Consider the following 14,751-nt stretch of genomic DNA (forward strand, 5'->3'; position numbering starts at 1 on the left):
AACATGGAGCAATTCCGATTACCCAAAATCCCGATGCCGGAGCTGACGCTGCCGCAGGCGGTTCAAGATGTGCTGAAGGAAGCCGAGCAGAAGCTTGCGCATCGCCCGAAGCTGCTGCAATTATTCAAAAACTGTTTTCCGAATACGCTTGAAACGACGACAAAGCTGATGGACGACGGCACAACCTTCGTCATCACAGGCGATATTCCCGCGATGTGGCTGCGCGATTCCGTTGAGCAGGTGATTCATTACGTCCCTTTCACGAAGGAAGACAAGGACCTGCAGCGAATCATCGGCGGATTGATCAAACGGCATATGATGTCTATTCAAATCGATCCTTACGCGAATGCATTTAATGAAACGGCAAATGATTGGCATTGGAACACGACTGATGAGACGGAAATGTCGCCATGGGTCTGGGAGCGCAAGTTCGAGCTGGATTCGATCTGCTTCTCCATCCGCCTCGCGCATGCTTATTGGAAGGAAACCGAGCTGACGGATATTTTTGATTCCGGCTTCAAGGCGACAATGCGCCGCATCGTAGAGCTATGGAAGACAGAGCAGCGTCACTTTGAGCTGTCCCCGTACCGTTTTGTCCGGGATAACGGCATTCCGACGGATTCACTGCGCAATAGCGGCCTCGGCATGCCCGTCAATTACACAGGCATGATCTGGTCAGGCTTCCGTTCAAGCGATGACGCATGCGATTTCCATTACAACGTGCCGGACAATATGTTCGCCGTAGTAGCGCTTCGCCAAATGAGAGAAATCGCGGAATGGGTGTTCCGCGACATGGACTTCGTTAAGGAGCTGAAGAGGCTTGAGGACGACGTCGACCATGGCATTCAGCTGTACGGCATTTATCAGCATCCGGAATTTGGACCTATTTATGCTTATGAAACGGACGGTTTCGGCAATTATTGCCTCATGGATGATGCGGGCACGCCGGGCTTGATGTCCATTCCGTATCTCGGATATACCACGGCTGATGATCCGATTTACCAGAATACGAGAAAGTTTGCGCTTAGCAAGTTAAATCCGTTCTATTACGAAGGAACGGCAGCAAAGGGAATCGGCAGCCCGCATACGCCGCCAGGCTACATTTGGCATATGGCCTTGTCGATGCAGGGAATTACCGCTGTCAGCAGCGAAGAAAAACTGGCTTTGATCGATATGCTGGAGGCAACTGACGGGGGTACCGGTTATATGCATGAGGGCTTCCACGCGGATGATCCATCCGTATTCACGCGCAAATGGTTCGCTTGGTCAAACAGCCTCTTCGCACAGCTGGTTTACAAGGCGATGAAGGAAGACCTGCTATGAGCATGAACACCATTATTTTTTATGATCCTTCTTTTCCTCTGACTGCTCGCCTAAACGCCGACACGGAAGGTCAACTGCTCCAATTAGGGAGCGTTGTTCGCGCGGCTGGATTAGAAAAGGCGCTTCACGCAGCGGAGGGCGGCAGCTTTGTTAATATGCATGCGCCCTATTTTCCAAAAGAAGCGTGGGGCGAGATCCTTGCTTTTCTAAAGCGCGGCGGTGGCCTCGTCAGTATCGGCGGAGCGCCGTTCAAGCGTCCGGTTTCTAGAAATGAAGCCGGAGCGTGGGAGGCGGAAGGCGAGCAAACCGCCTATCACCGCGAGCTTCATATCCATGAGATCCTGCCCGTAAGCGAGGCACCGATCAAGACGTTGTCTGCTTTCGCGGACATTCCGCTGCTGCAAGGCAAGGAATCGATGTTTGAGGTTGCCGGGACCTGGAATCTGGTGCCCCATGTGACGAAAAGCAGCGACCTGCCTCATCAAATGGGCTCGGCAGGTCCAATGGATGCGCAGCTGTATCCGCTTCTGAAGGGAATTTCCTCTGAAGGAAGAGAGGTTGCTGCACCTGTCGTGTTATGGGAAAACACGAAGGGAAGCTTTGCGGGAGCGCGCTGGCTGTTCGTCAACCAGCCGTTAACGGAAGCGTTCTGGCAAGCGGGCGGCGCCGGCGAACTTAGCCGCTGGGCAGCATTCTGCGCGGCAGGCGTAACCGAGCTCTGGCTGAAGCCGAACTATGCTTCCTTCGAGCCGGGCGAGCGGATGATGCTGACGCTGCAGATGCAGCAGCTTAGCCGCACTGCCGCTAAACCCGCGCCTGCGGTCAGCTGGAGCTTCGCCCTAACGGCCGAGCACAGCAGCAAGCCGGAACAGCGCTGGACAAGCAACCTGCAAGAAGAAGCAAACAGCAAGCAGCTGATTTGCCGCATACCTGTTGCCCTGACGGTGGAGAGTGGTTATTACGAGGTACAATGCAGAGCTGAGTCGTCTACGGGGGAAGTACGCATCCTGCGCCAAGGCTTCTGGGGCTTTGACTCCGAGCTGCTCGGGGAAGGCAGCCCGGTAACCTGCGGACGGGATTATTTCGTGAAGGACGGCCGGCCGATGCCGGTTGTCGGCATGACGTATATGACCTCGGACGTTGCGCGCAAGTTTTTGTTTTTGCCTAATGCCTCCGTGTGGGACCGGGATATGGCCCAGATGCGCAAAGCGGGCATCAATTGGATTAGAACCGGCATTTGGACGGCTTACCGGAATGTCATGCAGGTGGACGGTCATGCCTCTGAGGAGGCGCTTCGCTCGATTGACGCGTTTCTCCTGACGGCTAAGCGCCATGATTTGCAGGTAACCTTTACATTCTTCTCGTTCACTCCAGAAACCTGGGAAGGCGAAAATCCTTATCTCGATCCGCGGAGCGTCGAGGCGCAGAAGCGTTTTATCCGGTCCATCATTTCGCGCCATAAACAGTCGAAGCATGTGGACTGGGATTTAATTAATGAACCGTCCATGTTCGATCCGCCTCGGATTTTTTCTGATGGCCCAAGGTCCTCTCGCGATTCCTTCGAGAAGGCGGCCTACGCGGCTTGGCTGCGGGAGCGCCACGGATCGGTGGAGCAGCTGCAACAGCTATGGAATATGACGCCGGAGCAGCTGCCGGACTTTGAGTCCGCCTTGCCGCCCGAGCCGGAGGAAATCAACTTCGACGTTCAGGATATGCACCAAGGAAAGAAGGGAACGCGCTGGCTGGATTATGTGTTGTTTTCTATGGATATGCATAATCGCTGGGCGAAGCAGCTGTATGACACCATTAAAGAAGAATGCCCGGACCATATGGTTACGGTTGGGCAGGATGAAGCGCTCGGCGCGCAGAGACCTTCTCCGTTCTTCTACGGCGAGGCCGTTGACTATACGACCGTGCATTCCTGGTGGCTGAACGATCAGCTCGTCTGGGACAGCATTTTCGCCAAGACGGCGAATAAGCCTAATCTCGTGCAGGAAACTGGCATTATGTATGTGGAGACGCCGGAGGGACGCGCGAAACGTTCGGAGAAAGAGCTTCGGAGCATGCTCGAACGCAAATATGCTTATGCTTTCGCGACGGGCGGAGCAGGCGCGGTCCAGTGGATATGGAATACGAATTTCTATATGGACAACGCGAACGAATCGCATATCGGGGCGCTGCGCGCGGACGGAACGGAGAAGCCGGAGGCAGACGTATCTTATGATTTCGGACGCTTCATGGCTGAAATCAGAGATTTGTTCAGCGGACGGGAGCTGGAGGATACGGCGGTTGTATTCCCGTATTCGAATGATTTCTCCAACCGCAAGCTTGCCTTTGATGCGACAACCAAAGCTACCCGAGTTCTTGCTTATGAGCTGAATAAACCATTCCGGGGCGTGAGCGAATACCATCTGGAAGAGCTGGAAGCAAATCCGGCTAAGCTGGTTATAGTACCGAGCGCCCATAATATAGATGACGCAGCCTTGGATCAGCTGCTCAGCCTCATTGAACGAACGGGTGCAACGCTCCTGCTTACGGGTCCAACTAGTTTAGATGCCTATTGGAGGCCGGTCGAGCGTCATTCGGCATTGTTTGGCGCGCGAGAGCTTGTCAATGTGCGGCGCGAGGAGCTGCTCAGCATCGGCAATCGCTTGCTGCCTGTTTCTTACGGCAGCCGCAGAATCGCGCAGGTTTGGAAAGAAGCAAGAATAGGCGCTGCAGAAGCCGGTGCCGAGCAGGTCATGGAGCTGCCGCTTGGCAAAGGGCGAATCCTTTGGTGTCCGCTGCCTGTAGAGCTTAACGACCGTATCGAGCCGGTATCAGCCATCTATCGTTATGCACTCGAGTCGGCTGGCTGCAACGAAGAGCTGAACTGGATCAAGGGCGGACATTTTCCAGGCGTGTACGGCCGCAAGCTGAGCTTCAATGACGGAGCGCTATTCACATTCGTATCCGAGTTCAGCTTAGATGCGGAGATTGAGGTCAAGGATCCGGTAACGGGCGTTCATTACTCTTTCATGCTGGAGAAGGAGCGTTCCGTACTATTCGCGGTGGACAACAAGGGCGCGCTGCTATCGATCTACCGTCCTGATCAGGTAAGCATAACGCTCATGTCAGCTAACGACGATTAACAAGAAGAGGTGTTCAACCATGACCCATAAAAGAACAGCCCATATCATCTCGCATACCCACTGGGATCGGGAATGGTATTTGCCATATGAGAAACATCATGTCCTGCTCGTGAAGCTGATGGATACGCTGCTTCATACGCTGGATACCGATCCAAACTTCAAAAGCTTCTATTTGGACGGACAGACGATTATTTTGGAAGACTACCTGCAGGTACGTCCGGAAAACCGGGAACGTCTTGAGCGCTACATTAAAGAAGGGCGTATTCCGATCGGCCCTTGGTATATTTTGCAGGATGCTTTTCTTACAAGCAGCGAGGCGAATCTTCGCAACTTACAAATCGGCCATCAGGATGCAAGCCGCTACGGAACGATTGCGAAGGTCGGTTATTTTCCGGATACGTTTGGCAATATCGGCCAAGCGCCGCAAATTTTGCGGCAAGCAGGCATCGATAACGCCGTGTTCGGCAGAGGCGTGAAGCCTACCGGCTTTAATAACACTGTCGCGGATTCCGATTATGAATCCTCCTTCTCCGAGCTGATCTGGGAAGGTCCGGACGGCTCACGCGTGCTCGGTGTTCTGTTCGCAAACTGGTATTGCAACGGCATGGAAGTGCCGACTGACGAAGCAAGCGCCAAGGAATACTGGGAGCGCAAACTTGCGGAAGCAGAGAAATATGCGGCTACAGGACAGCTCCTGTTCATGAACGGCTGCGATCACCAGCCGATCCAGCAGGATTTGTCGGCTGCGCTTGCTGCGGCAAGAGAGCTCTTTCCGGAGACGGAGTTTATCCACTCCAATTTCGAAGATTACTTGGCAGCGGTCAATGCTTCACTTACCCGCGAGTTGTCAGTCGTAAAAGGCGAGCTTCGCAGCCAGCGTACAGACGGCTGGTCAACGCTCGTGAATACGGCGTCTGCCCGCGTCTATTTGAAGCAAATGAACCAGCTGGGCCAAGCGATGCTCGAGAAGGTCGCAGAGCCGCTTGCTGCTCTTGCTTATTCGCTTGGGTATGAATACCCGCATCATTTGTTTACGTATGCCTGGAAAACGCTAATGCAAAACCATCCGCATGACAGCATTTGCGGCTGCAGCGTGGATGAGGTTCACCGCGAGATGGTCACCCGTTTTGATAAAAGCCGTCATATTGCGGAAGCGATTATCGACGACAGCAAAAAAACGATCGCAGACAGCGTGGATACTTCGGTATTCGAGCAGTATGGCGATCATGCGCTTCCGTTGGTGGTATTTAATACGACTGGCTGGAATCGCAGCGGTGTCGTAGAGGTTGAACTCGACGTTGACCGCATCTATTTCCGTGACGGCATGCCGTTAGATGAAATGAATCAGAAAATGTATGGCATTGATATTACAAGCAGATCGCTTGTTGATCGTGATGGCGCGGCAGTTGCCCACACGGTTGTCGATTTGGGACTTCAGTTCGGCTATGATCTGCCGGATGATAAGTTCCGTCAGCCTTATATGAGCCGCCGAGTGCGACTATCGTTCGAAGCGGCGCAGGTGCCTGCGCTTGGTCTAGCCGCGTACGCATGGGTTCGGGGAGCTGAGCCGGCAGAACGGCCGCTCGCATCATTAGCAGCGGGAACGCATGCGCTTGAGAACGCATGGCTTCGGATCGATGTCGAAAATGACGGGTCGTTTAATCTAACCGATAAACGCAGCGGACAAACCTATCAAGGACTTGGCATCTACGAAAATACCGGCGATATCGGCAATGAATACATGTACAAACAGCCAAATGGCGAACAAACACTGACAACGAAAGGGCTGTCAGCGAGCATTCGTCTTACGGAAAACACAGCTTTCCGGGCAGCAATCGAAATCGTGCATGAGTGGGCGGTGCCAGCTTCGGCCGATGAGCAATTCGAGATCGAAAAGCGCGAAGCGGTTTATTTCCCGGACCGGAAATCACAGCGTACAGCGCATACGGTTCCGCTTACGATCCGTACTGAAATCGCATTGACCCGAAGCGGCCAAGGCGTAGAATGGAAATCCTCGTTCAATAACCAAGCGAAGGATCACCGGGTTCGGGTCTTGTTCCCGACGGATCTTACGACAGCCGTTCACCATGCGGATTCGATCTTCGAGATCGCAAAGCGCGATATTGAGCCAGCTGCAGAATGGGTTAATCCAAGCAATGCGCAGCATCAGCAGGCATTCGTTGACGTAAGCGGCGAGCTTGCGGGCCTCACGGTTGCTAATCTAGGCTTGAATGAATACGAGGTACTGCGTGATGGCCGCAATACCATAGCGATTACGCTGCTGCGTTCAGTAGCAGAGCTCGGCGACTGGGGCGTGTTCCCGACGCCGGAAGCGCAATGTTTAGGCGAGCAAAGCTTCAGCCTTAGCATCATCCCTCATAACGGCGACGGTACGGAGTCAGGCGCTTATGCGGCGGCTTATCAATTCCAAGTACCGTGGACGGTTAGTCAGACGGGCGTGCACGAAGGAACTCTTGCTCCAAACGTTTCCCAATTTAATTGGGAAGGCAGCAGCCTAGCCTTCTCTTCGTTAAAGGTTAACGAGCAATCGGGAGATTTGATGCTTAGATGGTATAATATGAAGCCGAATGTAACGGGGCTTAAGCTCTCGGCTGGTGTTGCTGCTCCAGATTTGGGGCATGCTTATAAAAGCGATGTGCTTGAGCAGCCAGGCGATCTTCTTGCCGGTCAAGGCGAGTCATTCTATCAAGTGCCGGTAGGGCCTTGCGAGATTTTGACCCTAGGCGTAAAGCTTAAATAAATCATGAAAAAGCCCTCTGCAAGGCTAGCCGCGCAGAGGGCTTTTTTTTCTCTCCCGGCTCCCGGTGCTTGTATTTAACCGCAATACGCGATGGACATAATTACCTTACAAAAACGAGTCGATTTTCATTTTTCAATATATTTCCAGCAATGCTTTCAATTACTCGCCAATCATCCTAAAATCAATATTGGCAGGCGGCGGGAATTTTAATTTGGCTTCCTCAAGGATAGCAGCAGTTATAGCTTCGTTTCTTGCCCCAGCCAGCTTCTTGGCATTGTACTTGTACCAGAGTTCTAGGATTAGAACTTCTCCTTCGCGAATGACAGCAAATTCCTGTAGGAACAAGCGCTTTACAAAATCCTCCTGATCCAGTTCCAGTGCGGCTGCCCCTACGATAATCTGAATGCGGTCACTGCTCGAGAAAGATTCCGGCAAGGAGTGGTAAACGCGCCATGCCTCTTCGTATTGTTCCTTTTCAATGAGCAGATTCAAATATTCCTCAGCCAAGGCAAGGTCAGGGAATGATTGGGATAGGCTGTATGCTCGTTTCCAATAACCCAGCGCCGAGTCCGTGAGACCTCTTCGTTTCATCGCTTCAGCAAGATTCCGGTATACCCAGACAGATGGCTGTTGGCGAATGGAAGTTTCCCAAGCCTCGATCGCTTCATCCTCCTTGCCATTCTCATAAAGCATGACACCTAGATGCATGTAGACGTTCCAGGTTTGATTCCGTGCGGATTGCAGACTTGCCTGCAGAAGGTCCAGCCATTCCGCTTGGACCATCCAATCGCTTGGGATTTCATGAACACTACGCTCTGGAAGGTGCCCTTCGTTGAGAAGGGTGAGCCAATCCTGATTCACTGCATCAGAAGCATGATTCCCGTCGAAAAAAAGAAATCCCTCAGGTATCGTGCGATTTTCTAATTTTTCTCTGCGAAGCCGCTCAAGCTCCCCCCATTCTGAGCCGTGGAAAAGCTTTTGTTCAGGTGCTTTGCCGGCCTGCGCTTGAAGGGATTGATGAAGCGCAATAATCTCCTCTTGATCCATATGATGATCGACACAATCTTGGATATAATCCTTTGCCTGATTCCAATCCTGTTGATGGGCTAGCTCGACATCTATATCCGACAGCCCAATCACTTGGGTGAAATCCCATTCCGAATGGGCTGGCATATCGAGTCCGTGCAGCTGTGTAGGCGCGAAGCCGCCTTGTATTTCAATATAATTCCCTTCTCCGGGACTAGCGAGAAAGTCGCACCATCGTCTTCCCCCTGCATGGTTGCCCCAGCAGAACATTTTGCGGTAGCGCAGCCGGGAGGTAGAACGCTCGTAAAACAGCTTGCCATCCTCGTACGCAACGGCTTCCCATGGTGACTCGCTGCTTGCCGGCGTTTGGAAAAAATACTCGTTCGAGAATGGAAAGTTCATAGGATAGGAAACGTCTTTACCCGGGACAGTTGGCAGATAGGGCAGCTTTCCTAAGCCAAAGCCTTTAATTTTATAATCAATATAGATGACTTCATCGGTAGAAGAGAACACACGGGCTTCGGCGGTTTCCTCTACCGCGATATTCGTCCACCAATACATCGGTACCGCTTTGTTGTTGTCATTGATTATTTTTACATAAATGAGGAGCTTATCCGACCCCGACGGAAGATGGAAGTCGATTTGCCAAAAAACATTTTTACAGCGTTCATAATCATAAATGCGAAGAAAATCATTGCCATGATCATCTTTAAGTATAGCTGCATGTACGGGGGAGCATGTTGTGAATGTATGGCCTACTTGACCTATATTCCATTCTATCCCTCCAGAGAACCAGGCGTTCAATATCGCTAGATTAGCAGGTTGAAGCACAGGATTCGTATAGAGAATATCGCGGTTCGATTTTTTATCGAACAGAGAATACAATCTGCCACCGTACTGGGGCAAAAATACGGCTTGCAAGTGATCATTCTCCAGTATAATCGTTTCTAATAAAAGAGTTGTTCTAGTTCTTGAATAGCGATCCTGTATTCGATAGGGTAAATAGCGCTCTCCCGTCTCGTATCCGATCTTTGTTCGAAGCTCTTCCGTGAGGGTGCCATTATCGTTGACTTCTCTATGGTGGTTATTATTTCGAAACATCGGCAGCGGATTAACCCCTTCAATAGCTGCGCCTTCTATCCGTATGGTTGATTTATAAACACGCATTTAAATACACGCTCCTTTATACTATCCTTTTACTGCTCCAACGGTTATACCGGCGACAATTCGTTTGGAAATAAACAAATAAAGAATAAAGGTAGGCAGAAATACGACCATGGATGCTGCGAATATACCAGAATAGTTGCCTGTGTTGGTGAAGCCTACAACGATTGAACGTAAAGCAAGCGCCAGCGTTTGGTTTTTCGGATCGCCCACGAAGATCAGTGCATATAAATAGTCATTCCAAATAGACATGAAATTGAAGATTGATACGGTGATGAGACCAGGCTGAGCAACGGGCAAAACAATTTTAATAAACGCCTTGATCGGGCCGCAGCCGTCTACCGCTGCTGATTCCTCTAATTCCTTAGGAATGGAGGAGAAGAAGCCGGTAAGCAGAAACACGGCAAATGGAATATTGGTGAACGTATAGATTAGAATGAGCGTTAAGATGGACCCTGTAAGCTTCAGCTCAATGAATAGCGTAAACAGCGGAATGGAAATGAGCAAACTTGGAATGGACATTGCGGACAAAAACATCATGTTAACTACTTTTCTGCCCCTAAACTGCACTCTTCCTAAAATATATGCGGCAGGAGCAGCGATAACAAGGACGCCTACGCAAGCTGTTACGGTATAAATGAGGCTGTTCAGAAAATAACGCCCCATCTTCTGGATTTTGAATAAATCGATATAATTGGAAAAGTGGATGCCGCTTTCGAACAAGGAATGAGTGAAAATACCTCGTGTTGTGCTCAGGGAAGCCAGAATGGCGAACCCGAACAATACGATTGTGAACAACAGCCATAGATAGAGCGGAACGTAGCGAATTTTATTGACCATGTTGACACCTCATCTTTAATATTCAAGACGTTCTTTACGGAAAAACTGGTTGATGATGCCTGAAAGGATCAGAATCGATATTGTAATCATAACGCCTACCGTCGCTCCAGCCCCCACATTGAAGGATTCTTGCGTATAGACAGAGCTGCCATCGCCAAATACCTTGATGTACATGTAATAGCCGGGCGTCATCGTAGATGGGCTTTCCTCCAGTCCGAAGGTAGCGGACCAGACAAAGAAATTAATGGCCGTTACGGTCCATAACACTAGCGTCATCCGGAATACGTCCTGCAGCAGCGGCAATGTGATTTTGAAAAACTTGTGCAGCGGGTTTGCCCCCTCCAGTAGAGCAGCCTCGTAATAATCGTGAGGAATGCGATCCATTCCGGCATTTAAAATAAGCATAAAATAACCGATGGAACCAAAGCAGTAGGCTAAGAGCATCGATAGGAACAAATGACCGTCACTTGTCCATTGAATATCTGCAAGCGAGTTAAGCCCCAAAAAACGAAAGAGCTTCGTCAAGAAGCCATAGCTTGAATTGTAAATATATTGGAGCCAGATGACAGCTAACACGACAGCGGAAACGGTGTTAGGCAAATAAATAAGCGCTCGCCAGAAGCTCTTGCCGCGGACGCCCGAAGACAGGATAGCGGCAAATAGGAAAGCGAAAAACATCGTAATAATACCGCCGTAAAGCCATATTTTCAGTACATTCCACGCGGAGCCCATAAAATAGCTGTTATGAAACAGCTGCGAATAATTTTCGAGTCCGATGTAGGACCACTCGGATATTCTGCTGGATAGGGAAGGGATATCATAGAAGCTCATCAGTGTGGCTCTGAGCGTAGGATAGAGAAAGATAGAAAGATAAATGAGTACCGCCGGCAAAAGGAAAAGGGCAATAATCGGTTTTTTAATACGCATACAAATTTTCCTCCCGGATACGATTAATAATGGTCTAAAACGTCATTGTGCAGCAACCCGGAGGATGCTGCACAATGATCGAAACCTCTAGTTTTCGTTAGTTGGAGCCATAGAACTTCTTAGCTTCCGAGCTCATTTTGTTTACATAATCATCTGCTGATAATTTACCTGTAACAAGCTCCATGAATACCGGTACGATCATGCCTTTGGAGAAGTCGGCTGAATTGTTGATTCCGAAGCCCCAAGGCGCATTGATCTTAGCATTATCGATCGCGACAGCGGCCTCAGCCAAAGCGGGAGGCCATTCCGTATCTACGGTTGCGGGAATCGCTTGCGCTTGCTTCACCATTTCGGATTGCGCGTTTTTGCCGATCAGGTATTTGACCAATTCGATTGCGGCAGCTTTATTGCTGCTGTTCTTGTTCAACATAAGCGCTTGCGCGCCGAAGGTTAGCTCCTGCGTGCCGCCTTTTCCGTTACCGTTAGGCACAGTAGGGAATTGGAAAGATCCCCACTTGAAGTCAGGTCCTGCCGTTGCGGCAACTTCATTAGGCAGCCAAGTGCCGTTCAAGTATGCAGCGGATTGGCCAAGCACCAAATCCTGTTGAGCAGCTGGATATTTGCTGCCTGCGAGTTTAGTAGAGAAGTAGCCGTTCTCTTTCATGAGGAGCATATCCTTCGCGAATTGCAGCACGATTGGATCCTTCCACATCTCGCCTGTCTTGTCATTCACAAGCTGATCTACCCATTCGTTGCCCATTGCACTGCTGAGGTATCCGCCTATAAACAGATCGCGATAGGCATCGTCAAACGTGATTGGAGCAACGCCCGCCTGCTTAATACGCTCGTTATATTCCATGAACTGCTCCCATGTGGCAGGAGGACTTGTAATTCCCGCTTTCTCGTACACCTCTTTATTGTAGAAGAAAAGCACCGCGAAAGGCTGCTGCGGAAGAGCGTAGAAGCCCTCCTCAAGACCAGCTTTAACGGAGAGCGATTTCGTCCAATCCATCAAGCTTGGAAGAATTGATTCCTGTACCGTTTTGCCTTCCATTCCTACTGCCGGTTCGCTTAAATATTCATCAAGCTTAAGCAGGTGATCCTTTACGGTGTCCATCGTAACTGCAGGATCCCCTTCAAAAATATCTATCTGCTGACCGCCGTCCAGCGCAGGCTTAATTAATTTATTGAGATCTCGGCCTGTAAATTTCAAATCAACCGTTACGTTCGGGTTAGCTTTCTTAAATTGCTCGACCGCTCCTTGAATGACCTTAGCTTGCGGCTCTGTATCGCTCCACATGGACCAAAATACAACGCTGCCCTCCAGATTGGAAGACGGGGCATCCGGTTCAGCTGTTGAAGCGGAAGCAGGAGATTCTGAGGCCGCTGGATTGTTGCTTGCAGAGTTCGAGCAACCAATTGACAACATAAACATCATTGCTGTAAGTATTAATGATAAAACTTTGTAGCTTTTCATATTTGACTCCTCCTTTTTTTTGTAAGTATACCGTTGCAAAACGAAACGGGTACATGAACAATTTTGAACAAAACCTGTCATATTTTGAACTGGGTTACTCTCGATGGAATTCAGATAACGGAATAGTCCAAATAATCTCGTATATGGCTAATTAAATATCGTGATTCTTCGCTTATGATAAAGCTATTATTCTATGGTCGAATCATCGCGAGAGGGATTGATCGCAGATTGTCGAATAGAAACGAGAGTTTATTCGAGTTAAAGGAGTCATTATGCAAAAAAATTTGCGAATGTCCACGATACTAAGACTCTTTTTTATTTTAATCGTCATCGTACCGGTCATTTTGATTAGTGCTGTCATTTTAAACATCTATGAACGGGATATCCTGCAGCAAAACACGGGGCGTTCTCTACAAACCTCCCAAGCGGTTGCCTATTCCGTAAGTCAGGAAATAAATCGGATGGCTGGTTTGTTCGCTTCTATCGGTGTGGATCAGGATGTGATATTAACGGTATTGGACGTACATCATAAGACGGGTATCGAGAAACAAATAGCTAGCAATAAGCTGAAAATTTTGATCGAGAAGTACACGGCGTCCGTCTCCGGCCGCGTTCTTTCGGTCAACTTCTTTTTCGATAACGGAAAGTCTTACTCCTATTTGAAAAACATGATGATGGAAGAGTCCAGCGTTCGTGAACAAGAATGGTACCGTAATACGGCCAGCACACCTGACATCGTACAATTTCTGGGTATGCTCCCGAATGTGCTTTATGGCAATTACAATCCGTATATTATGGCTGCTGCACTCTCTCCCAGTGATTCCAATCCCTTTTCTAAGCTAGAAATGATTTTGTTTACGTTTGAAAGCGGCACTTTCGACCGTATTTTGCAATCGCGTGATAATTCGGAATCTGTGCTGCACATCGTAAGCGACAAAGGTGAAATTATTGCGTCAAATACAATTGTTGATAGAGGCATTCTAATTCCTGATAATTGGAATGCAGAAATTGGACAACATGCAAAAGGCTCTTTCGTGGACGACACCGAGGAAAATAGGAAATTGATTACCTATGCTAGAGTAGATGATACCAATTGGTATATTGTACAAATGCTACCGTATTCAGATTTAATGGCAAGCTATAGGAGCGTTAATTCCTTTGTATGGTTCCTTGCAATTTTGATCATTTTGGCGTTTGTGCTCGTTTCCTTCTATCTCGTTTCAAATGTCACAGAACCGATTCGCGAATTGCTCCGCCAAATGGTTCGAGTTACCGGAGGTGACTTAAACGCGAGGTATACGGGTTCAGGAAGCTTGGAAATGGTGCGGCTTGGCCATTCCTTTAATCTAATGACGGAACAGGTTCAGGATTTAATCGATCAGCATGAGAAACAGGAGGTGGAGAAGCGCAAGGCCGAATTTGCCGCTCTTCAATCTCAAATCAATCCTCATTTTCTGATCAATACGTTAAATTCGATAAAGTATATGGCGCTAATAAGCAAAGCGGACAATATCCGCAACATGACTCATGCGTTAACTCGGTTGTTAGCCTCTTCGTTTAATCGGGGCGGGCTGCTCACAACGATAGAAGAAGAAGTCGACCACTTGAAGCATTACTTATATATTATGGAGATTCGCTTCGGCAGGCCTATTCAGACGGAATGGGACATCGATACAGCGATTACTGGCCATTATTTGTTGAAGCTGCTGCTTCAACCGATTTTGGAAAATAGCATTATTCATGGTTTGAAGGAGATCGATTACCCAGGGAGAATAGATGTTACAATCAAAGCAAAAGAATCGGATTTGATTATTACTATCGCAGATAATGGAGCAGGCCTGCCGGATGATGCGATGCTTCAGCTTGATCAAGCGCCTATCTATGCATTTAGCGGAATGGGAAATCGGAACGTTCATCGAAGGATTCAATTGCATTATGGAGAGCGTTACGGATTGCAGTACGAGCCTAATTATCCACACGGAACGAAGGTAAGGATCCGCTTGCCTTTGATTAATGAACCGGATGAGGAAATGGCAGATATCACGATAAAGAGATAGAGCTGCTTCAGATTGAGGGGGATGAAAGAATATGATACATAAAAG

General features: G+C 49.1%; 8 protein-coding genes. 4 read left to right on the forward strand and 4 right to left on the reverse strand.

Features of this window, described 5'->3' with window-relative positions; all coding sequences use genetic code 11:
- Nucleotides 1-3: 3 nt before the first annotated feature.
- Genes RCO25_RS11620 through RCO25_RS11630 form a run of 3 tightly spaced genes read left to right on the forward strand, consistent with a single transcriptional unit; the run spans nt 4 to nt 7,215 of the window.
- Complete coding sequence (locus RCO25_RS11620) at nt 4-1,323, forward strand: glycoside hydrolase family 125 protein (protein ID WP_308996307.1); 1,320 nt, start codon at nt 4-6, stop codon at nt 1,321-1,323.
- Entirely contained in the window at nt 1,320-4,454 is a 3,135-nt protein-coding gene (locus tag RCO25_RS11625) for a beta-galactosidase (protein ID WP_308996308.1), read from the forward strand. Before RCO25_RS11620 ends, RCO25_RS11625 begins: the two co-directional genes overlap by 4 nt.
- 19 nt (nt 4,455-4,473) lie before the next feature.
- Complete coding sequence (locus RCO25_RS11630; protein ID WP_308996309.1) at nt 4,474-7,215, forward strand: alpha-mannosidase; 2,742 nt, start codon at nt 4,474-4,476, stop codon at nt 7,213-7,215.
- Between the two features lie 159 nt (nt 7,216-7,374).
- Here the strand turns inward: RCO25_RS11630 and RCO25_RS11635 are convergent, their stop codons facing one another.
- From RCO25_RS11635 to RCO25_RS11650, 4 genes are all read right to left on the reverse strand, one after another.
- On the reverse strand, nt 7,375-9,408 hold the full coding sequence (locus RCO25_RS11635) for a DUF5107 domain-containing protein (protein ID WP_308996310.1): 2,034 nt from the start codon (nt 9,406-9,408) through the stop codon (nt 7,375-7,377).
- Between the two features lie 21 nt (nt 9,409-9,429).
- The gene (locus tag RCO25_RS11640; RefSeq protein ID WP_308996311.1) at nt 9,430-10,245 is read right to left on the reverse strand and encodes a carbohydrate ABC transporter permease; all 816 of its coding nucleotides are present in this window, start codon (nt 10,243-10,245) and stop codon (nt 9,430-9,432) included.
- A 15-nt stretch (nt 10,246-10,260) separates the two neighbouring features.
- Entirely contained in the window at nt 10,261-11,172 is a 912-nt protein-coding gene (locus RCO25_RS11645) for a carbohydrate ABC transporter permease (protein WP_308996312.1), read from the reverse strand.
- 97 nt (nt 11,173-11,269) lie between these two features.
- Nucleotides 11,270-12,649, reverse strand: coding sequence for an ABC transporter substrate-binding protein (locus RCO25_RS11650; protein ID WP_308996313.1), 1,380 nt, complete (start codon nt 12,647-12,649; stop codon nt 11,270-11,272).
- A 272-nt stretch (nt 12,650-12,921) separates the two neighbouring features.
- Here RCO25_RS11650 and RCO25_RS11655 point away from each other — a divergent pair, with 272 nt between their 5' ends.
- A complete protein-coding gene (locus RCO25_RS11655) occupies nt 12,922-14,706 on the forward strand; it encodes a sensor histidine kinase (protein WP_308996314.1) in 1,785 nt (594 codons plus the stop codon).
- The last annotated feature ends 45 nt before the right edge of the window (nt 14,707-14,751 follow it).

It is taken from the genome of Paenibacillus sp. LHD-38 (genome assembly GCF_031157315.1).
Lineage (GTDB): Bacteria > Bacillota > Bacilli > Paenibacillales > Paenibacillaceae > Pristimantibacillus.

Excerpts from the sequence above, each read along its gene's own strand:
- RCO25_RS11635 (WP_308996310.1), bottom strand. The coding sequence starts at position 9,408 with ATGCGTGTTTATAAATCAACCATACGGATAGAAGGCGCAGCTATTGAA.
- RCO25_RS11640 (WP_308996311.1), bottom strand. The coding sequence starts at position 10,245 with ATGGTCAATAAAATTCGCTACGTTCCGCTCTATCTATGGCTGTTGTTC.
- RCO25_RS11620 (WP_308996307.1), top strand. The coding sequence starts at position 4 with ATGGAGCAATTCCGATTACCCAAAATCCCGATGCCGGAGCTGACGCTG.
- RCO25_RS11645 (WP_308996312.1), bottom strand. The coding sequence starts at position 11,172 with ATGCGTATTAAAAAACCGATTATTGCCCTTTTCCTTTTGCCGGCGGTA.
- RCO25_RS11630 (WP_308996309.1), top strand. The coding sequence starts at position 4,474 with ATGACCCATAAAAGAACAGCCCATATCATCTCGCATACCCACTGGGAT.
- RCO25_RS11650 (WP_308996313.1), bottom strand. The coding sequence starts at position 12,649 with ATGAAAAGCTACAAAGTTTTATCATTAATACTTACAGCAATGATGTTT.
- RCO25_RS11625 (WP_308996308.1), top strand. The coding sequence starts at position 1,320 with ATGAGCATGAACACCATTATTTTTTATGATCCTTCTTTTCCTCTGACT.
- RCO25_RS11655 (WP_308996314.1), top strand. The coding sequence starts at position 12,922 with ATGCAAAAAAATTTGCGAATGTCCACGATACTAAGACTCTTTTTTATT.